The sequence below is a fragment of the Pseudomonas sp. MSSRFD41 genome (assembly GCF_014230245.1).
Classification (GTDB): domain Bacteria; phylum Pseudomonadota; class Gammaproteobacteria; order Pseudomonadales; family Pseudomonadaceae; genus Aquipseudomonas; species Aquipseudomonas piscis.
In genome coordinates, this window is sequence record NZ_JACKZK010000027.1 from 50,969 (window position 1) to 74,979 (window position 24,011).

Consider the following 24,011-nt stretch of genomic DNA (forward strand, 5'->3'; position numbering starts at 1 on the left):
CGAGGAAGGCGAGGGATTTGAGGCAGAGCGCGGGTTTACAGGGCTTTGGCTGGAGAAGTTTTTTTTTCAGGCGGGCAAAAAAAACCGTGAGTCGGTCAAAAAACAACCAGATTTACTAGATGTTGTGTTTTCAAAGGCAATTTCCAGGTTTTTGACACAACTCAAAACGTGGTGCTTGGTCCTGTCGAAGTGCCTTGCGGATCTCCCGGGTAAGGGCAAGTCGCCATCAATTCGCGTCATTGGTAGCGACTTTCGAGCAGGTGTCATCGTTGTGGCGGACGGTGATGTACCTTCCGGAAAAAGAGGTATGCGATTGCCGGGGTCGCACGTCGTGGAACGATCCCTGTGGTGGAGCCCCAGGGCGTGGTGGACATCTTTGCCGCAAGAGGGATTTCTTGCGGCCGGCGGTCATCGAGGCCTGGGCGGCGGGGCGGCTATCAGCCGTTGGAGCAACCGTTGCCCATTACGCGGTATTGGAGAATATGTCGCAGACCTTTGGAGTCTTCATATTCCATGCGTGCCGGTACAACTTCACATACTTCTGGAACTTCGCTCATGGAAATAACTTTGGCGATATCCAGGTCCGTGGAGTAAGTGTATTCCTCTACTGCTACTTGCTGGCTTGCGGCATCAGTCGGGATCTCGTCAGCCATCGCTGTAGCGCACAGACTGCTGAGGGCCAGAACTAATAAAGCTTTCATTTGCGTTTTACCTTTCTAAGGTCGTGTGGGGTCACGCAGCCTTTTTGGGGCTGCGTGTGGAACTTGAGTAGAAGTTTGATTAACTGCCTTCGTGGGGGCTGCAACTTGGTTAATCAGTTTGCCTGTTGGGCGAGGCAGATTTTAGGCGGGGGGCGGGGCGCCATATAGGCGTACTTTTGATAAACACTTTTGACAGTTTTTGTAACAATCGCCGAAACAGCCCTTTCCAAGGGCTCCATGAATATTTTTAGAGCGCCTCGATGTGCTTGTAAGGCCTGTTCTTGAAGGGTTTCGCTAGACCCCAGGGTACTTCGCAGGGGGTTGTTACTACCATCGTCGAATGGTTCTATAGGCGTCCCCCGGCTACAACGGGGTCATACAAAAACAACTATGTCACCGAGGTAAGAAAGATGAGTGCGGCTTCTGTGTATCCCGTTCGTCCCGAGGTTCTGGCCAAGACGCTGACTGACGAGGCGACCTACAAGGCCATGTACCAGCAGTCGGTCGTGAACCCGGACGGTTTCTGGCGCGAGCAGGGTAAGCGTCTCGACTGGATCAAGCCTTTTACCACGGTGAAGCAGACCTCCTTCGACGATCATCATGTCGATATCAAGTGGTTCGCCGATGGCACCCTGAACGTCTCCTACAACTGCCTTGACCGCCACCTTGCCGAGCGTGGCGATCAGGTAGCGATCATCTGGGAGGGCGACGACCCTTCCGAGAGCCGCAATATCACTTACCGCGAACTGCATGAAGAAGTCTGCAAGTTCGCCAACGCCCTGCGTGGCCAGGATGTGCACCGTGGCGACGTGGTGACTATCTATATGCCGATGATCCCCGAGGCGGTGGTGGCCATGCTGGCCTGTACCCGTATCGGCGCGATCCACTCGGTGGTATTCGGCGGCTTCTCGCCGGAGGCCCTGGCCGGTCGCATCATCGACTGCCGTTCGAAAGTGGTGATCACCGCCGACGAAGGCATCCGTGCCGGCAAGAAGATCCCGCTCAAGGCCAATGTCGACGACGCCCTGACCAACCCGGAAACCAACAGCATCCAGAAGGTCATCGTGTGCAAGCGCACCGGTGGCGACATCAAGTGGAACCAGCATCGCGACATCTGGTACGAGGACCTGATGAAGGTTGCCGGCAGTGTTTGCGCGCCGAAGGAAATGGGGGCCGAAGAGGCCTTGTTCATCCTCTATACCTCAGGCTCCACCGGCAAGCCCAAGGGTGTGCAGCACACCACCGGTGGTTACCTGCTGTATGCATCGCTGACCCATGAGCGGGTCTTCGACTACCGTCCGGGCGAAGTCTACTGGTGCACCGCTGACGTGGGCTGGGTCACTGGCCACACCTATATCGTCTACGGGCCGCTGGCCAACGGCGCTACCACCGTGTTGTTCGAAGGCGTACCCAACTATCCGGACGTGACCCGGGTGGCGAAGATCGTCGACAAGCACAAGGTCAACATCCTCTACACCGCTCCGACCGCGATCCGCGCCATGATGGCCTCGGGCACCGCGGCTTGCGAAGGCGCCGATGGCAGCAGCCTGCGCCTGCTGGGTTCGGTGGGCGAGCCGATCAACCCGGAAGCCTGGGACTGGTACTACAAGAATGTCGGCCAGTCCCGTTGCCCGATCGTCGACACCTGGTGGCAGACCGAGACCGGTGCGACCCTGATGAGCCCGCTGCCCGGCGCCCATGCGCTGAAGCCGGGTTCCGCGGCGCGGCCATTCTTCGGCGTGGTGCCGGCCCTGGTGGACAACCTGGGGAACATCATCGAAGGCGCCGCCGAGGGCAACCTGGTGATCCTCGATTCCTGGCCGGGCCAGGCGCGGACCCTGTACCGCGACCATGACCGGTTCGTCGATACCTACTTCAAGACCTTCCGTGGCATGTATTTCACTGGTGACGGTGCGCGTCGCGACGAGGACGGCTACTACTGGATCACCGGGCGCGTGGACGATGTGCTCAACGTCTCCGGGCACCGCATGGGCACCGCGGAGATCGAGAGCGCGATGGTCGCTCATCCGAAAGTCGCCGAAGCGGCGGTGGTGGGCGTGCCTCACGACATCAAGGGCCAGGGCATTTATGTCTATGTGACCCTCAATGGCGGTGAGGAGCCGAGCGAAGCCCTGCGCGCCGAGCTGAAGAACTGGGTGCGCAAGGAGATCGGCCCGATCGCCTCGCCGGATGTCATCCAGTGGGCGCCAGGCCTGCCCAAGACCCGCTCCGGCAAGATCATGCGGCGGATCCTGCGCAAGATTGCGACGGCGGAGTACGAGGGCCTGGGTGATATCTCCACCCTGGCCGACCCGAGCGTGGTGCAGCACCTGATCGACACCCACAAGACCATGAACGTCGCCTGAGACGCCTTCTGGTTCGATGAGCCCCGTCCGGCGATGCCGGGCGGGGCTTTTTCATGGCCCGGATAAACCCTCTGGAGGAGGGCGAAGCCTCTGTGCTGGCGCTTTCCGCGCAGTTGCCCGGTCGGCTCGGGGACGAATAAATATCGGTTTGCCCGGTAGACGTATCTGAATGTTACCGGATTGGACGAAGGTGTAACCCTGCGCCCAATTTCGGGGCGATGGGAAACGTCTGGCCCCGTTTCAGGGCCTTTTATACCCATATTAAAAATAAGGTATTACGCTGCGCTTGCCGGAATAGAAGGCTTTGCGAATAATAGGCCCGCAATTTGCAACGTAGATCGGTTCACTGTCTTTTGCTCTTGCATAATCCTGAAGAGCTGTCAATATGCCGCCCCGGCGTTCTCGGTGCTTCTGTAATTTGTTGTCGCATTGAGGAAATATCGGCTTCCGGCCTGTCGTTAGAATGCCGGTCACTCGCTCGTCGTTACCTGTATGTGAGTCCCTTTCCGGGCTTTCCAGGACGCAGCGCCGCTATTGAGGGTTCACCCATTCGCATATTGGGCTGTTGCTCACTCTGCCGTTTTCGCCCTTTACCGATGGAGTTCTAAGAATGAAGAAACTCGTGCTTCTTGGCGCCCTGGCACTGTCCGTGCTGTCCCTGCCAACCGTCGCCGACGAAAAGCCCCTGAAAATTGGTATCGAAGCGGCTTACCCTCCATTCGCCTCCAAGGCTCCGGATGGCAGCATCGTCGGTTTCGACTACGACATCGGCAATGCCCTGTGCGAGCAGATGAAGGTCAAGTGCGTGTGGGTCGAGCAAGAGTTCGATGGCCTGATCCCGGCACTGAAGGTGCGCAAGATCGACGCGATCCTGTCTTCCATGTCGATCACCGACGATCGCCGCAAGTCCGTGGACTTTACCAACAAGTACTACAACACACCTGCGCGCCTGGTGATGAAGGCCGGGACCCAGGTCAGCGACGGCATGGCCGAGCTCAAGGGCAAGAATATCGGCGTGCAGCGCGGCTCGATCCACGAGCGCTTCGCTCGTGAGGTCCTGGCTCCCCTGGGCGCCCAGATCAAGCCATACGGCTCGCAGAACGAAATCTACCTGGATGTAGCGGCCGGTCGCCTCGACGGTACCGTGGCGGACGCTACCCTGTTGAATGACGGTTTCCTGAAGACCGATGCCGGCCAGGGCTTTGCCTTCGTCGGTCCGGCCTTCACCGACGTCAAGTACTTCGGCGACGGCGTAGGGATCGCCGTGCGCAAGGGCGACAAGGCCGATCTGGAGAAGATCAACGCCGCCATCGCCGCCATTCGCGAGAATGGCAAATACAAGGAAATCCAGGACAAGTACTTCGACTTCGATATCTACGGCAAGTAATCCGTCGAATCTGTCAGTCCGAGATGGCGCAAGCAGCAGAATCTCTGAAGTTTGCGCCATTTTTTCATCCCAATTTTCGAGGACCTGAATCATGTTGAAAGGCTACGGGGCTGTCATCCTCGATGGCGCTTGGCTGACGCTTCAGCTCGCCTTGTCGTCCATGGCCCTGGCCATCGTTCTAGGTCTGATCGGGGTCGCGCTGCGCCTCTCGCCAGTACGCTGGCTGGCCTGGCTGGGCGACCTGTACTCCACGGTGATCCGTGGCATTCCCGATCTGGTACTGATCCTGCTGATCTTCTACGGCGGCCAGGACCTGCTCAATCGTGTGGCACCGTTGCTGGGCTACGACGACTACATCGACCTCAACCCGCTGGCTGCCGGTATCGGTACCCTGGGTTTCATCTTCGGAGCCTACCTGTCGGAAACCTTCCGTGGCGCCTTCATGGCGATTCCGAGGGGGCAGGCGGAGGCCGGCATGGCCTACGGCATGAGCAGCGCGCAAGTGTTCTTCCGGGTGCTGGTGCCGCAGATGATCCGCCTGGCGATTCCCGGCTTCACCAACAACTGGCTGGTGCTGACCAAGGCCACCGCGCTGATTTCCGTGGTGGGCCTGCAAGACATGATGTTCAAGGCCAAGCAGGCGGCGGATGCCACCCGCGAGCCTTTCACCTTCTTCCTTGCGGTGGCGGCCATGTACCTGGTGATTACCAGTGTCTCGTTGCTGGCGCTGCGTCACCTTGAGAAGCGCTACTCGGTAGGCGTAAGGGCGGCTGATCTATGATCTTCGACTACAACGTCATCTATGATGCCTTGCCGCTGTATTTCAGCGGCCTGCTGACCACCTTGAAACTGCTGGCGCTGTCGCTGTTCTTCGGCTTGCTGGTGGCGCTGCCCCTGGGGCTGATGCGCGTATCCAAGCAGCCGCTGGTGAACATGACCGCCTGGCTCTACACCTACGTGATCCGTGGCACCCCGATGCTGGTGCAACTGTTCCTGATCTACTACGGCCTGGCCCAGTTCGAGGTCGTGCGTGAAAGCTTCCTCTGGCCCTGGCTGTCCAGCGCGACCTTCTGTGCCTGCCTGGCCTTCGCCATCAACACCAGCGCCTACACCGCCGAGATCATCGCTGGCAGCCTCAAGGCCACGCCCAATGGCGAGATCGAGGCGGCCAAGGCCATGGGCATGTCGCGCTACAAGATGTATCGCCGCATCCTCCTGCCGTCGGCCCTGCGCCGTGCGCTGCCGCAGTACAGCAACGAAGTGATCATGATGCTGCAGACCACCAGCCTGGCCTCCATCGTCACCCTGATCGACATCACTGGCGCGGCCCGTACCGTCAACGCGCAGTACTACCTGCCGTTCGAGGCCTACATCACCGCCGGCGTCTTCTACCTGTGCCTGACCTTCATCCTGGTGCGCCTGTTCAAGCTGGCCGAAGGCCGCTGGCTGCGCTACCTGGCGCCGCGGAAGCACTGATATGGAACGTATCGATCATCCATTGCCCTGGAGCCACCTGGGCAGCGAGCGCAGCATCTCGGTATTCCGTTTCGGCAGCGGGGAGCGCAAGGCCTATATCCAGGCCAGCCTGCACGCAGACGAACTGCCTGGCATGCGGACCGCCTGGGAACTGAAGAAACGCCTGGCCGAGCTGGAAGCCCAGGGCGCCCTCAAGGGGGTCATCGAGCTGGTGCCAGTGGCCAATCCCCTGGGGCTTGGGCAGTTGCTGCAAGGCAATCACCAGGGGCGTTTCGAAGCCGGCAGTGGCAAGAACTTCAATCGCGATTTTGTCGAGCTCAGCGTGCCGGTGGCCCAGCGCCTGCAAGGGCGCCTGGGTGACGATGCCCACGCCAACGTGCAACTGATCCGTCAGGCCATGAGTGAGGTGCTGGCCGAGTTGCCGCCCGCCGCCAGCCAGTTGCAGGGCATTCAGCGGGTGTTGCTGGCGCATGCCTGTAGCGCCGATGTGGTGCTGGATTTGCATTGCGATACCGAGGCGGCGCTGCACATGTATGCCTTGCCGCAGCATTGGCCGCAATGGCGTTCCCTGGCGGCTCACCTGGATGTGCGGGTCGGCCTGCTGGCGGAAGATTCTGGTGGCAGTTCGTTCGACGAAGCCTGTTCACTGCCCTGGTTGCGCTTGTCGCGGCAGTTCCCCGAGGCACAGATTCCCCTGGCCTGCCTGGCGACCACGCTTGAACTGGGTGGCCAGGCCGATACTGGCCGGCCCCAGGCCGAGGCGCATGCCGAAGGCATCCTGGCGTTCCTTGCCGAGCAGGGGCTGATTGCCGGGCAGTGGCCGGCGCCAGAGCGTGAAGCTTGCGAGGGCATGCCCTTCGAAGGCACTGAATTGTTGTATGCGCCGCATCCTGGCGTGGTGAGCTTCCTGCGTCCGGCCGGTAGTTGGGTGGAAGTGGGCGAGCCGCTTTTTGAAGTGATTGATCCTCTATCCGATCGGGTCAGCACGGTGTGTGCTGGCACCAGCGGCGTGCTGTTCGCCGTTGAGCGGCTGCGTTATGCCCAACCCGGTTTCTGGCTGGCCAAGGTGGCGGGGCGCGAAGCGCTGCGTCACGGGCGCTTGCTCAACGACTGACTGTTTTTGTGAGAACCGACCGCATGTACAAACTTGAAGTCCAAGACCTGCATAAGCGCTATGGCAGCCATGAAGTGCTCAAGGGCGTGTCCCTGAAGGCCGCGGCCGGCGATGTGATCAGCATCATCGGCTCCAGTGGCTCGGGCAAGAGTACCTTCCTGCGTTGCATCAACCTGCTGGAGCAGCCCCATGCCGGGAAGATCCTGCTGAACAATGAAGAGCTGAAGCTGGTGGCCAACAAGGACGGTGCCCTCAAGGCCGCCGATCCCAAGCAGTTGCAGCGCATGCGCTCGCGCCTGTCGATGGTGTTCCAGCACTTCAACCTGTGGTCGCACATGACCGCCATCGAAAACATCATGGAAGCCCCGGTGCATGTGCTGGGCGTGCCCAAGGCCGAAGCCCGCGAGAAGGCCGAGCACTACCTGGCCAAGGTCGGCGTGGCGCATCGCAAGGATGCCTACCCGGGGCATATGTCCGGCGGTGAGCAGCAGCGCGTGGCGATCGCCCGGGCCTTGGCCATGGAGCCTGAGGTGATGCTGTTCGACGAGCCGACCTCGGCCCTGGACCCGGAGCTGGTGGGCGACGTGTTGAAGGTCATGCAATCCCTGGCCCAGGAAGGCCGGACCATGGTGGTGGTGACTCACGAGATGGGCTTTGCCCGCGAGGTGTCCAACCAGCTGGTGTTCCTGCACAAGGGCCTGGTGGAAGAAAGCGGCAATCCACGGGAAGTGCTGGTGAATCCGCAATCAGAACGTTTGCAACAATTCCTCTCCGGCAGCCTCAAGTAATCGCTGCCGTTATGCACCAAATTAGGTCATGCTGAGCGCCCTGCGCCAGATGGTCTAACTTGGTGCTGCCGCCTTTGGCTTCTCCTACTGTTTTTCGTTTCGGATCGCCCGCCATGACTGCCCATCGAATTGGTTTCCTGATTTGGCCCAGCACTAAAGCCTTGACGCTGGCGCTGGCCGAGGAGGCCTTGCGCGTCGCCCAGCGGGTCCATCCGGAAGTGGTCTATGAGTTGGCTTTCCTCCAGGCCGAGCCTGCCGTGGAAGGTACCTGGCAACTGCCGGGCGAGCCTTGGGCGGGCAAGCTGGAGGGGTGCCAGAAACTGTTCCTGCTGGCCGATGAACCTCCGGCGCCGGTGGGTTCGGCGCTGGGCGCCGCGCTCAAGCAACTGGTGCGCGCCGGTTGTGTGGTCGGCGGGTTGTCGGCCGGGGTCTATCCGTTGGCCCAGCTGGGGTTGCTGGATGGCTATCGGGCAGCGGTGCACTGGCGCTGGCAGGACGATTTCGCCGAGCGTTTTCCCAAGGTCATCGCCACCAGCCACCTGTTCGACTGGGATCGCGATCGGCTGACCGCCTGTGGCGGCATGTCGGTGCTGGACCTGCTGCTGGCGGTATTGGCCCGGGATCACGGTGCGGAGCTGGCTGGCGCGGTGTCCGAGGAACTGGTGGTCGAGCGCATCCGCGAAGGTGGCGAACGCCAGCGTATTCCGTTGCAGAACCGCCTGGGCTCCAGCCATCCGAAGCTGACCCAGGCGGTGTTGCTGATGGAAGCCAATATCGAGGAGCCGTTGACCACCGACGAAATCGCCCAGCATGTCTGCGTGTCCCGGCGCCAGCTGGAGCGGATCTTCAAGCAGTACCTGAACCGCGTGCCGAGCCAGTACTACCTGGAACTGCGCCTGAACAAAGCGCGGCAGATGCTGATGCAGACCAGCAAATCGATCATCCAGATCGGCCTGTCCTGCGGCTTCTCCTCCGGCCCGCATTTCTCCAGCGCCTATCGCAACTTCTTTGGCGCCACCCCGCGGGAAGACCGCAATCAGCGGCGCAGCAGCAGCCCGTTCGAGCTCTCTTCCGTACCCGCCGAGCGCGGCTGACCCCATTCTTTTTTGTACTCGCAAGCAGCGGTTCGAAGCCTTGGGCGACCGCTGCCGAAGGCTGCGTGCGGCTTGGCATCGGCCGCCAAGGCCATTTGGGTCTTCGTTGCCGCTTTCATCGGCGCTGCGTGCCTGGTCGCAGCCTGCGGCAGCGGCTCAAGAGTGGGTGTGGGTGGGGCTGCCGGCCAGGCGGATAATTAGCCCGGCAAACCTGCCGTTCAGGCGCCCCGCAGTTTAAACTGCGCCTTTGCGACGCAATTTGTCGCATTGCCATAAACCCGCGAAAAACCGGGGTTGGCGCTATAAGAAGTTGTCGCTTGGCGACAAGGCCGGGCAGAAAACTGTCCTTACAATCCCTCCATCGCTCGCCAGTTCCAGGCGGGTGTTCCTCTTCAGGAGACTCCGATGTCCGTTGAGCAAGCCCCGGTGCAACGCGCCGATTTCGACCAGGTGATGGTTCCCAACTACGCACCTGCGGCTTTCATTCCTGTGCGCGGCGCGGGGTCTCGAGTCTGGGACCAGGCTGGCCGGGAACTGATCGACTTCGCCGGCGGCATCGCGGTCAACGTGCTGGGGCATGCCCATCCGGCCCTGGTGGGAGCCCTGACCGAGCAGGCGAACAAGCTGTGGCATGTTTCCAACGTCTTCACCAACGAGCCGGCCCTGCGCCTGGCCCACAAGCTGATCGACGCCACCTTCGCCGAGCGCGCATTCTTCTGTAACTCCGGTGCGGAAGCCAACGAGGCCGCCTTCAAGCTGGCCCGTCGCGTGGCCCATGATCGTTTCGGCGCCGAGAAGTACGAAATCATCGCGGCGCTCAACAGCTTCCACGGCCGCACCCTGTTCACCGTCAATGTCGGTGGCCAGGCCAAGTACTCCGATGGCTTCGGTCCGAAGATCACCGGCATCACCCATGTGCCGTACAACGACCTGGCCGCGCTGAAAGCCGCGATCTCCGACAAGACCTGCGCGGTGGTGCTGGAGCCGGTCCAGGGCGAGGGCGGGGTGTTGCCGGCCGAGCTGGCCTACCTGCAAGGTGCCCGCGAGTTGTGCGACCAGCACAACGCGCTGCTGGTGTTCGACGAGGTGCAGACCGGCATGGGGCGCTGCGGCGAGCTGTTCGCCTACCAGCACTACGGCGTGACGCCGGACATCCTCACCAGCGCCAAGAGCCTGGGCGGTGGCTTCCCGATCGCGGCGATGCTGACCACCGAAGAGCTGGCCAAGCACCTGGTGGTCGGCACCCACGGCACCACCTACGGCGGTAACCCGTTGGCTTGTGCCGTGGCCGGTGCGGTCATGGACGTGATCAACACCCCTGAAGTGCTCAATGGCGTCAAGGCCAAGCATGATCGCTTCAAGACCCGCCTGTCGCAGATCGGCGCCAAGTACGGCCTGTTCACGCAAATCCGCGGCCTGGGCCTGCTGCTCGGCTGCGTACTCAGCGATGCCTGGAAAGGCAAGGCCAAGGACGTGTTCAACGCGGCCGAGAAAGAAGGCTTGATGATCCTGCAGGCCGGTCCGGACGTGGTGCGTTTCGCCCCGAGCCTGGTGGTCGAGGATGCGGATATCGACCAGGGCCTGGACCGCTTCGAGCGCGCCGTGGCGAAACTGACCCAAGCCTGATCCAGGCGGTGGGACTTCTCGGCGCCGGTGCTTTTCCCGGCGTCGAGCACTAATTCCTGTGCCGGGCTATCCCGGCATTTTTTTCCCTGAGTCGGACGGTTTCCGACCCTGTTCTAGAGTAAGGAGTGACACCATGCTGGTGATGCGCCCCGCGCAAATGGCCGATCTGGGCGAGGTACAGCGTCTGGCTGCAGACAGCCCGATTGGTGTCACCTCCTTGCCGGATGATGTGGATCGCCTGCGCGACAAGATCGCCGCGAGCGAGGCTTCGTTCGCCGCGGAGGTGAGCTTCAACGGCGAAGAGAGCTACTTCTTCGTCCTCGAGGACACCGCGAGCGGCAAGCTGGTGGGCTGCTCGGCCATCGTTGCCTCGGCGGGCTACTCCGAGCCGTTCTACAGCTTTCGCAACGAAACCTTCGTCCATGCGTCCCGCGAGCTGAAGATCCACAACAAGATTCATGTCCTGTCCCAGTGCCACGACCTCACCGGCAACAGCCTGCTGACCAGTTTCTATGTGGTCCGCGACCTGGTGGGCACGCCCTGGGCCGAGCTCAATTCCCGTGGCCGCCTGCTGTTCGTGGCTGGCCATCCGGAGCGTTTCGCCGATTCGGTGGTGACCGAGATCGTCGGTTATAGCGACGAGAATGGCGATTCGCCGTTCTGGGACGCCATCGGCCGCAACTTCTTCGACCTCAACTATGCCGAGGCCGAACGCCTGTGCGGCCTCAAGAGCCGGACCTTCCTGGCCGAGCTGATGCCGCACTACCCGATCTACGTGCCGCTGTTGCCGGACGCCGCCCAGGAAGCCATGGGCCAGGTGCATCCGCGGGCGCAGATCACCTTCGACATCCTGATGCGCGAAGGTTTCGAGACCGATCACTACATCGATATTTTCGACGGCGGCCCGACCCTGCATGCGCGGGTTTCCGGGATCCGCTCGATCGCCCAGAGCCGCGTGGTGCCGGTGAAGATCGGCGAGGCGCTCAAGGGCGGCGGTCGCCAGTACCTGGTCGCCAATGGCCAGTTGCAGGACTACCGCGCAGTGCTGCTGGAGCTGGACTACGCCCCCGGCAAGCCGGTGACCCTGGATCTGCAAGCAGCCGAGGCCCTGGGTGTCGGCGAAGGTGCTAGCGTGCGCCTGGTGGCGGTTTAACGGCGGCCTCCAGACCCTGGAAGGCCTGTCTGCAAAGCAGCGAGTTTCGCGGATGCCGTCAAAGGCGTCCGTCTGAGGAGATAGCATGATCGTTCGTCCCGTACGCAGCAGCGATTTACCCGCGCTGATCGACCTGGCCCGCAGCACTGGCACCGGCCTCACCACCTTGCCGGCCAACGAAGAGCGCCTGACCCATCGGGTCGGCTGGGCGGAAAAGACCTTTCGCGGTGAAGCCGAGCGTGGCGATGCGGACTACCTGTTCGTGCTGGAAGACGACAACGGCCGCGTGGTGGGGATTTCCGCCATCGCCGGTGCGGTCGGCCTGCGTGAGCCCTGGTACAACTTCCGGGTCGGCCTGACCGTCAGCGCCTCCCAGGAGCTGAACATCTACCGCGAGATCCCGACGCTGTTCCTGGCCAACGACCTGACTGGCAACTCCGAACTGTGCTCGTTGTTCCTGCATGCCGACTATCGCAGCGGTCTCAACGGCCGCATGTTGGCCAAGGCGCGGATGCTGTTCATCGCCGAGTTCCCGCAGCTGTTCGGCAACAAGATCATCGCCGAGATGCGTGGCATGTCCGACGAGCAGGGGCGTTCGCCATTCTGGGAAAGCCTGGGCCGGCACTTCTTCAAGATGGAATTCAGCCAGGCGGACTACCTCACCGGTGTCGGTAACAAGGCCTTCATCGCCGAACTGATGCCCAAGTTCCCGCTCTACACCTGCTTTCTTTCCGAGGACGCGCGCAACGTCATCGCCAAGGTCCACACCGACACCGAGCCGGCCCTGGCCATGCTCAAGAGCGAGGGTTTCAGCTACCAGGGTTATGTCGACATCTTCGATGCCGGCCCGGCGGTGGAGTGCGAGACCAGCAAGATCCGCGCGATGCGCGACAGCCAGGCGCTGGTATTGGCCATCGGCACCCCGGGCGACGATGCCACGCCATTCCTGATCCACAACCGCAAGCGTGAGGAGTGCCGTATCACCGCGGCGCCGGCGCGCTTCGCCTCGGGCACCCTGGTGGTCGATCCGCTGACCGCCAAGCGCCTGCAACTCAACGCCGGCGACCAGGTCCGCGCGGTTCCGCTGTCTGCTTCTCGGGAGTCGAAATAATGAGCACGCTGTACATCGCCGGCCAATGGCTGGCCGGCCAGGGTGAAGCCTTCACCTCGGTCAATCCGGTGACCCAGGAGGTCATCTGGTCCGGCAACGGTGCAACACCTGCGCAGGTGGACAGCGCAGTACAAGCTGCACGCCAGGCATTCCCGGCCTGGGCCAAGCGTTCCCTGGAGGAGCGCATCGGCGTGCTCGAAGCCTTCGCTGCCGGCCTCAAGGCCCGTGCCGACGAACTGGCCCGCTGCATTGGCGAGGAAACCGGCAAGCCGTTGTGGGAAGCGACCACGGAAGTGACCAGCATGGTCAACAAGATCGCCATCTCGGTGCAGAGCTACCGTGAACGCACCGGCGAGAAGAGCGGCCCGCTGGGCGACGCCACTGCCGTGCTGCGGCACAAGCCCCATGGCGTGGTGGCGGTGTTCGGCCCCTACAACTTCCCTGGTCACCTGCCCAATGGCCACATAGTGCCGGCGCTGCTGGCGGGTAACAGCGTGCTGTTCAAGCCCAGCGAGCTGACGCCCAAGGTCGCCGAGCTGACGGTCCAGTGCTGGATCGAGGCCGGCCTGCCGGCGGGCGTGCTCAACCTGTTGCAGGGCGCCCGGGAAACCGGAATCGCCTTGGCCGCCAACCCGGGGATCGATGGCCTGTTCTTCACCGGTTCCAGCCGTACCGGCAACCACCTGCACCAGCAGTTCGCCGGTCGCCCGGACAAGATCCTGGCCCTGGAGATGGGCGGGAACAACCCGCTGGTGGTGGACCAGGTCGCGGACCTGGATGCGGCGGTGTACACCATCATCCAGTCCGCCTTCATCTCGGCTGGCCAGCGCTGCACCTGTGCCCGTCGCCTGCTGGTGCCGACCGGCGCCTGGGGCGACTCTCTGCTGGCGCGCCTGGTGGCGGTCAGCTCGAGCATCGAGGTGGGTGCCTTCGACCAGCAACCGGCGCCGTTCATGGGCTCGGTGATCTCCCTGGGCGCCGCCCAGTCACTGCTGGATGCCCAGCGCCAGTTGTTGGCCAATGGCGCCGTGGCCTTGCTGGAGATGACCCAACCCCAGGCCCAGGCCGCACTGCTGACCCCGGGGATCCTGGATGTCACCGCGGTGGCCGAGCGACCTGACGAGGAGCTGTTCGGGCCGTTGTTGCAGGTGATCCGCTACGCTGATTTCGATGGCGCCATCGCCGAGGCCAACAACACCCAGTACGGCCTGGCGGCCGGCTTGCTGTCGGATTCCGAAGAGCGCTACCAGCAGTTCTGGCTGCAGAGCCGGGCCGGGATCGTCAACTGGAACAAGCAGTTGACCGGCGCCGCCAGCAGCGCGCCATTCGGTGGCGTGGGAGCCTCGGGCAACCATCGGGCCAGCGCCTATTACGCGGCGGACTACTGCGCGTATCCGGTCGCGTCCCTGGAGACTCCGAGCCTGGCCTTGCCGGGAGCGCTGACCCCGGGCGTGCGCCTGGATTGATGAGATGCCGTGGTGCGCCCCTGGCGCTCCACGGCAGCGGCTGCAAACAGCGGTGGGGCGTCGATGAGGCCGCTGCCGCAGGCTGCGAACGTCTTTTGAAACGGGCGTCGGCGGCCTCAAGACCTGTACTGATATCGATGCCTATAACAAGCAGATTCGTGGAGCCTCGCTGATGAAATCCTATGAAGTCAATTTTGACGGTCTAGTGGGGCCGACCCATAACTACGGCGGTTTGTCCTACGGCAACGTCGCCTCCCAGAGCAACAGCCAGCAGGGCTCCAATCCCAAGGAAGCGGCGCTGCAGGGCCTGGCGAAGATGAAGGCGCTGATGGACATGGGTTTCCAGCAGGGTGTGCTCGCCCCGCAGGAGCGTCCGGACGTGGCCGCGCTGCGCAGCCTGGGTTTTGCCGGGAGCGATGCGCAGGTCATCCAGCAGGCGGCCAAGCAGGCCATGCCGTTGCTGGTCGCCAGTTGCTCGGCTTCGAGCATGTGGGTGGCCAACGCCGCCACCGTGAGCCCGAGCGCCGACACGGCCGACGGCCGCGTGCACTTCACCGCCGCCAACCTCAACTGCAAGTACCACCGCAGCATCGAGCACCCGACCACCAGCCGGGTGCTGAGGGCGATGTTCGCCGACCAGAAGCGCTTCGCCCACCACGCCGCCCTGCCGGCAGTGGCGCAGTTCGGTGACGAAGGCGCGGCCAACCACACGCGCTTCTGCCGTGACTACGGCCAGGCTGGCGTCGAGTTCTTCGTCTTCGGTCGCAGTGCCTTCGACAATCGCTACCCGACGCCACAGAAGTACCCGGCGCGCCAGACCCTGGAAGCATCCCAGGCCGTGGCCCGGCTACATGGCCTGGACGAGGACGGAGTGGTCTACGCCCAGCAGAACCCGGCGGTGATCGACCAGGGCGTGTTCCATAACGACGTGATCGCCGTGGGCAACGGCGAGGTGCTGTTCTACCACGAGGACGCCTTCCTCGAGACCGGCAAGCTGCTGGCCGAACTGCAGGCCAAGCTGGGCAAGCGTGGCGGTAACTTCCAGGCGGTCTGCGTGCCGCGCTCCCAGGTGACGGTGGAGGACGCGGTACGCTCCTATCTGTTCAACAGCCAGCTGTTGTCTCGTGCCGATGGCAGCATGCTGCTGATCGTGCCGGAAGAGTGCCGTAACAACGAGCGGGTCTGGCAATACCTGCAAAACCTCACCAGCTCCGGTGGCGTGATCCGTGAAGTGAAGGTCTTCGACCTCAAGCAGAGCATGCAGAACGGCGGTGGCCCGGCGTGCCTGCGCTTGCGCGTGGCGCTCAACGAGTCCGAGCTGGCGGCGGTCAACCCAGGCGTGATCATGACCGCGCCGCTGTACGAGACCCTGACCCAGTGGGTCGGCAAGCATTACCGCGATCGTCTCACCGAAGCCGACCTGGCGGACCCGCAGTTGCTGGTCGAGTGTCGCACGGCATTGGATGAGCTGACGCAAATCCTTAGACTGGGCGCGGTTTATCCTTTCCAGATCAATTGACGGCCCGCACCCGGACGATCCGGGTGCGGTGCTTCACCCCAGACGAGAACCGACCCATGAGCGATACCCTGCAACTGATCCTTGAAGATGCCGAAGGCGCCCAACAGGAAACCTCCTGCACCCGTTTTGCGGTGCTGTGGCAAGGCAAGGAAGTGTGGATCCAGCAGGACGGCCGTGGCCAGTTGCTGATTGGCGTGGATGTGGAGGAGGGCGACGAGGAGTACGCCAGCCTGCTGTTGCGCCCACTGGCGACCAACCTGGTCAGCCTGCAGTTGGAAATGGAGCCGGCCGACGCTGGCGACGACGATCACGTGCACGGCCCTGGCTGCGGCCACGCCCACTAAGGAACGCGTTTTATGCTCGCCCTCGGCAAACTGCTTGAACTGACCCTCGCCGGCCGTGAGCCGGCAGAGAAGACTCAACTGACTGTCGACGGCGTGCGCATGCGCTGGCTAAGCGAGGGGGCGCTGGAAGTGCGCCCGCCCGAGGCGCGCGACAACGGCCTGGATCTGTTGTTGTCCGCCGGGATCCATGGCAACGAGACCGCTCCCATCGAGTTGCTCGACCGCCTGTTGCATGACATCGCCCGGGGCGACCTGAAACCCCGCGCCCGTCTCCTGTTCCTGTTCGGCAACCCCGAGGCCATGCGCCGCGGCGAGCGTTTCGTCGAACAGGACGTCAATCGCCTGTTCAATGGCCGGCATGAGCAGAGCAGTGGGCATGAGGCCCTGCGCGCCTGTGAGCTGGAGCGCCTGGCGGCGAGCTTCTTCAGCCTGCCGGGGCGCGAGCGCTTGCACTACGACTTGCACACGGCCATTCGCGGTTCGAAGATCGAGCAGTTCGCCCTGTATCCGTGGAAGGACGGGCGCCAGCATTCACGCCGCCAGCTGGCACGCCTGCGGGCCTGCGGCATGGAGGCGGTGTTGTTGCAGAACAAGCCTTCCATCGTATTCAGCGCTTACACCTACGATCAACTGGGGGCCGAGTCCTTCACCTTGGAACTGGGCAAGGCCCGGCCGTTCGGGCAGAACCAGGGGGTCAACGTCGAGCGCCTGGAAACTCGCCTCAAGCAACTGATCGAGGGCAGCGAGCCACCTGCGGAGCAGGACAGCCTTGAAGGGTTGAAGTTGTTCAGTGTCTCTCGGGAAGTGATCAAGCACAGCGACAGCTTTCAACTGCACTTGCCGGCGGACGTGGAGAACTTTTCCGAGCTGGAGATGGGTTACCTGCTGGCCGAGGACATCGCCCAGACCCGCTGGGTCATCGAGGAGAAGGGGGCGCGGATCATTTTCCCCAATCCCAAGGTCAAGAATGGCCTGCGTGCCGGGATCCTGATCGTACCGGCCACGGCCGATGGCCTGGGCTGATACTGCTAGTCAGCAGGGTTGACCGCCATCGCGGGCAACCCTATTGCAGCCCTTACACCGCGACTGCGCGTTGTTCGTTACGGCGCAGGGCGCGAGTCTTGTTCAGGGTGTCGGCGCAGGTGATGGCCGCCTCCCGCCCCTTGATCACGAAGTGTTCGAAGAAGAACTTCTGGTGTTCTTCCCCCGCATGGAAATGATGGGGGGTCAGCACCACCGAGAACACCGGCACTTCGGTTTCCAATTGCACCTGCATCAGCCCGTTGATCACCGCCTGGCCGACGAAGTCGTGACGGTAGATGCCACCGTCCACCACCAGGCCGGCAGCGACGATCCCGGTATAGCGACCGGACTTGGCCAGCAGCTTGGCTTGCAACGGGATTTCGAAGGCGCCGCCGACCTCGAAGCAGTCGATATCGCTTTCCTGGTAACCCTGGGCGAGCATTTCGCTGATGAAGCCCTGGCGACTCTGGTCGACGATCTCCTTGTGCCAGCAGGCCTGGACGAAGGCGACGCGTTCGTTGGGGTGGTGTTTGCTTTTGCTATCGATAGCAGAGAGTTGCATCTGTTCTGACTCCTGTTTGTATGAAAAACAGGGCATGCATGAATCGAATGGGATTCAAGGGTGCGCGCAAGACCCGCGTGGTTCTCCCACGACAGTTCGGCAGCGGCCCTTCGGCGCTAATCCCGTTCTCTCTTCATCCGGACTATGACCGTCGGCCCCGGGATCACACCGGGTCTGCTGACCTTGTCATCACCTGCAGGCAAGCTGCCGATGGTGCCAAGCGCTCGCGGGCTATGCACATTGCGCGCAATTACCGCCGGTGGGGAATTGCACCCCGCCCTGAGAACGTTTGCCCGTGGCGTTGGCCCGGGCGGTGGATTTTTAACACAGTCTGCCCAGGAAAACATCGTACCTTTTGGTTCTTGTCGGATTTTTCGTGCTCAGGATCAGTTTTTTCTAAAGTTGTTGCTTGATTATTCGGGGGTGAGACGGCAGTAATTCATGTCCGAAAGGGAATTCCCTGTCTTAACCGGGCCTGAGGGTCCAGCAGCGAGGCCAGATGTGATGAGCGTGATCGATCTTCGTAGTGACACCGTGACCCAGCCGACTCCCGGCATGCTCGATGCCATGGCCAGCGCCCGCACCGGGGACGACGTGTACGGCGAGGATCCGACGGTCAACCAGTTGGAAGCCGAGCTGGCCCGGCGCCTGGGGTTCGCCGCGGCGCTGTTCGTGCCCTCCGGCACCATGAGCAATCTCCTGGCGTTGATGGCCCACTGCGACCGTGGCGACGAATACATCGTCGGGCAGCAGGCCCATACCTACAAATACGAGGGCGGCGGCGCGGCGGTGCTGGGCTCGATCCAGCCGCAGCCGCTGGAGGTCCAGGCCGATGGTTCGCTGGACCTGGGCCAGGTGGCGGCGGCGATCAAGCCCGACGATTTCCATTTCGCCCGCACCCGCCTGCTGGCCCTGGAAAACACCATGCAAGGCAAGGTGCTGCCGCTGGCCTACCTGGCCCAGGCACGCGCCTTCAGTCGCGAGCACGGCCTGGCCCTGCACCTGGACGGGGCCAGGCTGTACAACGCGGCCGTGCAACTGGGCGTCGATGCACGGCTGATCAGCGAACACTTCGACTCGGTGTCGGTGTGCCTGTCCAAGGGCCTGGGGGCACCGGTGGGCTCGGTGTTGTGCGGTTCCAGCGAGCTGATCGGCAAGGCCCGGCGCCTGCGCAAGATGGTCGGTGGCGGCATGCGCCAGGCCGGTGGATTAGCGGCCGCTGGCCTGTACGCCCTGGATCATCAGGTGCAGCGCCTGGCGGACGACCATGCCAACGCCCGTTTGCTGGCCGAAGGTTTGCGCGAGGTGGGCTACAGCGTCGAGCCGGTACAAACCAACATGGTCTATGTGCAACTGGGCGAGCGAGCCGCAGCCCTCAAGGCCTTTGCCGGTGAGCGGGGCGTGCGTTTGAGCGCCGCGCCGCGGATGCGCCTGGTGACCCACCTGGACGTCGATCGCGGGCAAATCGACCAAGTGGTGGGCACCTTTGCCGAGTTTTCCCGTAAGTGACAGTGTTCTCCGTCCAATTGACTGTTTGTATCGTACAAACACGCTGTACCAAGTGATTAACGCCGATATAATGCGGCCCTTTGCCGTCGTTTCGTCTGTTGACGTTGCGCACAGGCCTTTGGCCGCAGTCTCCGTGGAAGAACCTAATGAAAAGCGCAGAAATCCGTGAAGCCTTCCTCCGCTTCTTCGAAGAGCAGGGCCACACCCGTGTAGCCTCCAGCTCCTTGATCCCAGGCAACGACCCAACCCTGCTGTTCACCAACGCGGGGATGAACCAGTTCAAGGACTGCTTCCTGGGCCAGGAAAAGCGCGCGTACACCCGCGCTGTCAGCAGCCAGAAGTGCGTCCGCGCCGGTGGCAAGCACAACGACCTGGAAAACGTCGGTTACACCGCCCGTCACCACACCTTCTTCGAGATGCTGGGCAACTTCAGCTTCGGCGACTATTTCAAGCGTGACGCCATCACCTTCGCCTGGACCTTCCTGACTTCCGAGAAGTGGCTGAACCTGCCGAAGGAAAAGCTCTGGGTCACCGTCTACGCCACCGACGACGAGGCCTACGACATCTGGACCAAGGAAGTCGGGGTGCCGGCCGAGCGCATGGTGCGCATCGGTGACAACAAGGGCGCGCCTTACGCCTCCGACAACTTCTGGACCATGGGCGACACCGGTCCTTGCGGCCCTTGCACCGAGATCTTCTACGATCACGGCGCCGATATCTGGGGCGGCCCACCCGGCTCGCCGGAAGAAGACGGCGACCGCTACATCGAGATCTGGAACAACGTCTTCATGCAGTTCAACCGCACCGCCGACGGCGTGCTGCACCCGCTGCCAGCGCCGTCGGTGGATACCGGCATGGGCCTGGAGCGTGTCAGTGCCGTATTGCAGCACGTGCATTCGAACTACGAGATCGACCTGTTCCAGAACCTGCTGGCCGCCGCGGCCAAGGCGATCGGTTGCAGCAACGACGGCCAGGCCTCGCTGAAAGTGGTGGCCGACCACATCCGCTCCTGCGGTTTCCTGATTGCCGATGGCGTACTGCCGTCCAACGAAGGTCGCGGCTATGTGCTGCGCCGGATCATTCGCCGCGCTTGCCGCCACGGCAACAAGCTGGGCGCCAAGGGCAGCTTCTTCTACCAGATCGTCGCCGCGCTGGTGGCCGAGATGGGCGAAGCCTTCCCTGAGCTCAAGAGCCAGCAGGCGCATATCGAGCGCGTGCTCAAGGCTGAAGAAGAACAGTTCGCCAAGACCCTGGAGCAGGGCCTGCGCATCCTCGAGCAGGACCTGGCCGAACTCAAGGGCAGCGTGGTTCCGGGCGATGTGGTGTTCAAGCTCTATGACACCTACGGCTTCCCCATGGACTTGACCGGCGACATCGCCCGCGAGCGCAACCTGACCCTGGACGAGGAAGGTTTCGAGCGCGAGATGGAGGCCCAGCGTGTACGCGCTCGTTCCGCCAGCTCCTTCGGCATGGACTACAACAGCCTGGTCAAGGTCGATGTAGCCACCGAGTTCACCGGTTATCAGGCCACCAGCGGCGCGGCCAAAGTGGTCGCTCTCTATAAGGATGGGCAATCGGTCGACGTGCTGGGCGAAGGCGAGGAGGGCGTGGTGATCCTCGACCAGACTCCGTTCTATGCCGAATCCGGCGGCCAGGTTGGCGACTGCGGGTTCCTGACGGCTGGCAATGCACGTTTCGACGTACGTGACACCATCAAGACCGGTGGTGCCTTCCTGCACCACGGTGTGCTGGCCCAGGGCAGCCTGAGCGTCGGCGCCTCGGTTGACGCGCAGGTCGATGCCGATGTGCGTCACGCCACTTCGCTGAACCACTCGGCTACCCACTTGCTGCACGCCGCGCTGCGCCAGGTGCTGGGCGAACATGTGCAGCAGAAGGGCTCGCTGGTGGACAGCCAGCGCCTGCGCTTCGACTTCAGTCACTTCGAAGCGATCAAGCCAGAGCAGATCAAGGCGCTGGAAGATATCGTCAACGCCGAGATCCGCAAGAACACCGCGGTGGAAACCGAAGAAACCGATATCGACACCGCCAAGAAGAAGGGCGCCATGGCGCTGTTCGGCGAGAAGTATGGCGATAGCGTGCGTGTGCTGAGCATGGGCGGCGACTTCTCGGTCGAGTTGTGCGGTGGTATCCACGCCAACCGTACCGGCGACATCGGCCTGTTGAAGATCACCAGCGAAGGTGGCGTGGCCTCCGGCGTGCGGCGTATCGAGGCAGTCACCGGCGCTGCGGCCCTGGCCTACCTCAATGCCGGGGAAGAGCAGCTCAAGGAAGCGGCGGTCCTGGTCAAGGGCAGCCGTGACAACCTGATCGACAAGCTGTCGGCGGTGCTGGAGCGCAACCGTCTGCTGGAGAAACAACTCGAGCAGCTGCAAGCCAAGGCCGCCGCTGCGGCCGGTGATGACCTGTCGGCCCAGGCCCAGGACGTCAAGGGCGTGAAGGTGCTGGCTGCGCGTCTCGATGGCCAGGACGGCAAGGCGCTGCTGGCGCTGGTGGATCAGTTGAAAAACAAACTCGGTCGCGCAGTGATCCTGCTCGGCAGTGTCCATGAGGAAAAGGTCGTGCTGGTTGCTGGCGTAACCAAGGACCTGACTGGCCAACTCAAAGCCGGTGATTTGATGAAGCAGGCCGCTGCGGCAGTGGGCGGTAAGGGCGGTGGTCGTCCAGACATGGCACAAGGTGGCGGCGTCGACGCTGCTGCGCTGGATGCCGCGCTGGCCCTGACCGTGCCCTTTGTCGAGCAAGGCATTTAAGGCGCCGACCGGACCCGCCGTCTAGTGGCGGGTCCTTGCGCTGCGCAGTTTGATTGTTTAACGGGCGCCCCTTGACGGGCTGAGGCGGCTTAGAAAATGGCTTTGATCGTACAGAAATTTGGCGGCACTTCGGTCGGCTCAATCGAGCGGATCGAGCAGGTTGCCGACAAGGTGAAGAAGTTCCGCGAAGCTGGCGACGACCTGGTGATCGTGTTGTCGGCTATGAGTGGCGAAACCAACCGCCTGATCGATCTGGCCAAGCAGATCAGTGGCGAAGCCCCACCGGTTCCCCGTGAACTGGATGTGATCGTGTCCACCGGTGAGCAGGTGACCATCGCCTTGCTGGCCATGGCACTGATCAAGCGTGGTATCCCGGCGGTGTCCTATACCGGTAACCAGGTACGCATCCTGACCGACAGCGCGCACACCAAGGCGCGGATCCTGCAGATCGATGACCAGAAGATCCGCACCGACCTCAAGGCCGGTCGTGTGGTCGTGGTGGCCGGTTTCCAGGGGGTCGACGAGCACGGCAATATCACTACCCTGGGGCGTGGCGGTTCCGACACTACCGGTGTGGCCCTGGCGGCGGCCTTGAAGGCCGACGAGTGCCAGATCTATACCGATGTGGATGGCGTCTACACCACCGATCCGCGCGTGGTGGCCAGGGCTCAGCGCCTGGACAAGATCACCTTCGAAGAAATGCTGGAAATGGCCAGCCTGGGTTCCAAGGTGTTGCAGATCCGTGCGGTCGAGTTCGCCGGCAAGTACAACGTTCCGCTGCGCGTGTTGCACAGCTTCCAGGAGGGTCCGGGCACCCTCATTACTATTGATGAAGAGGAATCCATGGAACAGCCGATCATTTCCGGCATCGCTTTTAACCGCGATGAAGCCAAGCTGACTATCCGTGGCGTGCCAGACAATCCTGGCGTGGCCTTCAAGATTCTTGGCCCTATCAGCGCAGCGAACATCGAAGTCGACATGATCGTGCAGAACGTTTCGCACGATAACACCACCGATTTCACCTTCACTGTGCACCGCAACGACTACCTGGCTGCCCAGAACGTGCTGGAAAATACCGCGCGTGAAATCGGTGCCCGGGAAGTGGTTGGCGATACCGATATCGCCAAGGTCTCCATCGTCGGTGTCGGCATGCGTTCCCATGCGGGCGTAGCCAGCCGGATGTTCGAGGCGCTGGCCAAGGAGAGCATCAATATCCAGATGATCTCCACTTCCGAGATCAAGGTTTCGGTCGTGATCGAAGAGAAATACCTGGAGCTGGCGGTACGTGCCCTGCACACCGCCTTCGAGCTCGACGCGCCAGCCCGACAGGGCGAGTGACGCGTGTTTGAAAGGGGCGCGGTCTGACCGCGCCCTTTGTGTTTTTGATCGGCGTGGAAGAAAGCTGTTCTTTCGTCCACGCTAGTCAATACTTAGGCGTGTAGGACTACTGCCGACCCGGTTGTAGGCCAACACCCTTTTTTTTGCAGACTGTAGTCCCTGAAATGTAATGCGTGAGGAGAAAGGTATGTTGATTCTGACTCGTCGGTGCGCAGAAAGCTTGATCATCGGTGATGGCGAAATCACCGTGACGGTGCTCGGCGTCAAAGGTAATCAAGTGCGTATTGGTGTCAACGCCCCCAAAGAAGTGGCGGTCCACCGTGAGGAAATCTACCTGCGGATCAAGAAAGAGAAGGACGAAGAACCAAGCCATTAATTTTTCTCGTTTTTTTTGTTTGCAAACGGGGAGAAAGGTGGTTAATATACGCCCCGTGTTGCGGAGAGCTGGCCGAGTGGCCGAAGGCGCTCCCCTGCTAAGGGAGTACACCTCAAAAGGGTGTCGGGGGTTCGAATCCCCCGTTCTCCGCCATTATTTGCTTAGTACGTTGTAATCTGGCTTTTTCTGTAAGTTATTGAATTTACTAGAAAAAGTGCTTAACAAGATGATTCGACGGGCTATAATGCGGCGCAACAAATGCACTCGTAGCTCAGCTGGATAGAGTA

The 24,011-nt window shown here is 62.2% G+C and carries 20 protein-coding genes, 1 tRNA gene and 1 riboswitch; of the genes, 19 read left to right on the forward strand and 2 right to left on the reverse strand.

Features of this window, described 5'->3' with window-relative positions:
- Positions 1–437: 437 nt before the first annotated feature.
- Complete coding sequence (locus H7A76_RS27710; protein ID WP_083456990.1) at positions 438–701, reverse strand: DUF2790 domain-containing protein; 264 nt, start codon at positions 699–701, stop codon at positions 438–440.
- Between the two features lie 410 nt (positions 702–1,111).
- Between H7A76_RS27710 and acs the strand changes: the two genes are divergently transcribed.
- The 14 genes from acs to astE all read left to right on the forward strand — a co-directional run bounded on the left by acs (position 1,112) and on the right by astE (position 17,168).
- Positions 1,112–3,067 carry an acetate--CoA ligase gene (gene acs, locus H7A76_RS27715; RefSeq protein WP_185701476.1) on the forward strand — a complete coding sequence of 652 codons (1,956 nt, stop codon included), beginning with the start codon at positions 1,112–1,114 and terminating at the stop codon, positions 3,065–3,067.
- Positions 3,068–3,677: 610 nt separating this feature from the next.
- Entirely contained in the window at positions 3,678–4,454 is a 777-nt protein-coding gene (locus H7A76_RS27720) for an ABC transporter substrate-binding protein (protein WP_185701477.1), read from the forward strand.
- 91 nt (positions 4,455–4,545) lie between these two features.
- Complete coding sequence (locus tag H7A76_RS27725) at positions 4,546–5,235, forward strand: ABC transporter permease (protein WP_185701478.1); 690 nt, start codon at positions 4,546–4,548, stop codon at positions 5,233–5,235.
- Positions 5,232–5,930, forward strand: coding sequence for an ABC transporter permease (locus H7A76_RS27730; RefSeq protein WP_185701479.1), 699 nt, complete (start codon positions 5,232–5,234; stop codon positions 5,928–5,930). Before H7A76_RS27725 ends, H7A76_RS27730 begins: the two co-directional genes overlap by 4 nt.
- Before the next feature lies 1 nt (position 5,931).
- Complete coding sequence (locus tag H7A76_RS27735) at positions 5,932–7,044, forward strand: succinylglutamate desuccinylase/aspartoacylase family protein (RefSeq protein ID WP_185701480.1); 1,113 nt, start codon at positions 5,932–5,934, stop codon at positions 7,042–7,044.
- A gap of 23 nt (positions 7,045–7,067) precedes the next feature.
- Positions 7,068–7,832 carry an ABC transporter ATP-binding protein gene (locus H7A76_RS27740; RefSeq protein WP_185701481.1) on the forward strand — a complete coding sequence of 255 codons (765 nt, stop codon included), beginning with the start codon at positions 7,068–7,070 and terminating at the stop codon, positions 7,830–7,832.
- A 113-nt stretch (positions 7,833–7,945) separates the two neighbouring features.
- The gene (gene argR / locus H7A76_RS27745; RefSeq protein ID WP_185701482.1) at positions 7,946–8,926 is read left to right on the forward strand and encodes a transcriptional regulator ArgR; all 981 of its coding nucleotides are present in this window, start codon (positions 7,946–7,948) and stop codon (positions 8,924–8,926) included.
- A gap of 405 nt (positions 8,927–9,331) precedes the next feature.
- On the forward strand, positions 9,332–10,552 hold the full coding sequence (locus H7A76_RS27750; protein ID WP_185701483.1) for an aspartate aminotransferase family protein: 1,221 nt from the start codon (positions 9,332–9,334) through the stop codon (positions 10,550–10,552).
- A 133-nt stretch (positions 10,553–10,685) separates the two neighbouring features.
- Positions 10,686–11,705: an arginine/ornithine succinyltransferase subunit alpha gene (gene aruF, locus H7A76_RS27755; RefSeq protein ID WP_022640326.1), complete on the forward strand. Its 1,020-nt coding sequence runs from the start codon at positions 10,686–10,688 to the stop codon at positions 11,703–11,705.
- An 85-nt stretch (positions 11,706–11,790) separates the two neighbouring features.
- Positions 11,791–12,816 carry an arginine N-succinyltransferase gene (gene astA / locus H7A76_RS27760; RefSeq protein WP_185701484.1) on the forward strand — a complete coding sequence of 342 codons (1,026 nt, stop codon included), beginning with the start codon at positions 11,791–11,793 and terminating at the stop codon, positions 12,814–12,816.
- Complete coding sequence (gene astD / locus H7A76_RS27765; protein ID WP_185701490.1) at positions 12,813–14,282, forward strand: succinylglutamate-semialdehyde dehydrogenase; 1,470 nt, start codon at positions 12,813–12,815, stop codon at positions 14,280–14,282. Before astA ends, astD begins: the two co-directional genes overlap by 4 nt.
- Before the next feature lie 172 nt (positions 14,283–14,454).
- Positions 14,455–15,801 carry an N-succinylarginine dihydrolase gene (gene astB, locus H7A76_RS27770; protein WP_185701485.1) on the forward strand — a complete coding sequence of 449 codons (1,347 nt, stop codon included), beginning with the start codon at positions 14,455–14,457 and terminating at the stop codon, positions 15,799–15,801.
- A 56-nt stretch (positions 15,802–15,857) separates the two neighbouring features.
- Positions 15,858–16,145 (forward strand): hypothetical protein, encoded by a 288-nt coding sequence (locus H7A76_RS27775; protein WP_022640322.1) that lies wholly within the window; start codon positions 15,858–15,860, stop codon positions 16,143–16,145.
- A gap of 12 nt (positions 16,146–16,157) precedes the next feature.
- Entirely contained in the window at positions 16,158–17,168 is a 1,011-nt protein-coding gene (astE, locus tag H7A76_RS27780; RefSeq protein ID WP_185701486.1) for a succinylglutamate desuccinylase, read from the forward strand.
- 52 nt (positions 17,169–17,220) lie between these two features.
- Here the strand turns inward: astE and H7A76_RS27785 are convergent, their stop codons facing one another.
- Complete coding sequence (locus H7A76_RS27785) at positions 17,221–17,730, reverse strand: 6,7-dimethyl-8-ribityllumazine synthase (RefSeq protein WP_185701487.1); 510 nt, start codon at positions 17,728–17,730, stop codon at positions 17,221–17,223.
- Positions 17,731–17,850: 120 nt separating this feature from the next.
- A riboswitch (FMN riboswitch) is annotated at positions 17,851–18,021 on the reverse strand.
- A 213-nt stretch (positions 18,022–18,234) separates the two neighbouring features.
- Here H7A76_RS27785 and ltaE point away from each other — a divergent pair.
- The 5 genes from ltaE to H7A76_RS27810 all read left to right on the forward strand — a co-directional run bounded on the left by ltaE (position 18,235) and on the right by H7A76_RS27810 (position 23,877).
- Positions 18,235–19,239 (forward strand): low-specificity L-threonine aldolase, encoded by a 1,005-nt coding sequence (ltaE, locus tag H7A76_RS27790; protein WP_185701488.1) that lies wholly within the window; start codon positions 18,235–18,237, stop codon positions 19,237–19,239.
- Between the two features lie 146 nt (positions 19,240–19,385).
- The gene (gene alaS / locus H7A76_RS27795; protein ID WP_185701489.1) at positions 19,386–22,010 is read left to right on the forward strand and encodes an alanine--tRNA ligase; all 2,625 of its coding nucleotides are present in this window, start codon (positions 19,386–19,388) and stop codon (positions 22,008–22,010) included.
- A gap of 96 nt (positions 22,011–22,106) precedes the next feature.
- Positions 22,107–23,348, forward strand: coding sequence for an aspartate kinase (locus H7A76_RS27800; protein ID WP_053137032.1), 1,242 nt, complete (start codon positions 22,107–22,109; stop codon positions 23,346–23,348).
- A 187-nt stretch (positions 23,349–23,535) separates the two neighbouring features.
- Positions 23,536–23,724, forward strand: coding sequence for a carbon storage regulator CsrA (gene csrA, locus H7A76_RS27805; protein ID WP_002554426.1), 189 nt, complete (start codon positions 23,536–23,538; stop codon positions 23,722–23,724).
- Positions 23,725–23,786: 62 nt separating this feature from the next.
- Positions 23,787–23,877: transfer RNA gene (locus tag H7A76_RS27810), tRNA-Ser, on the forward strand.
- Positions 23,878–24,011: the final 134 nt, after the last annotated feature.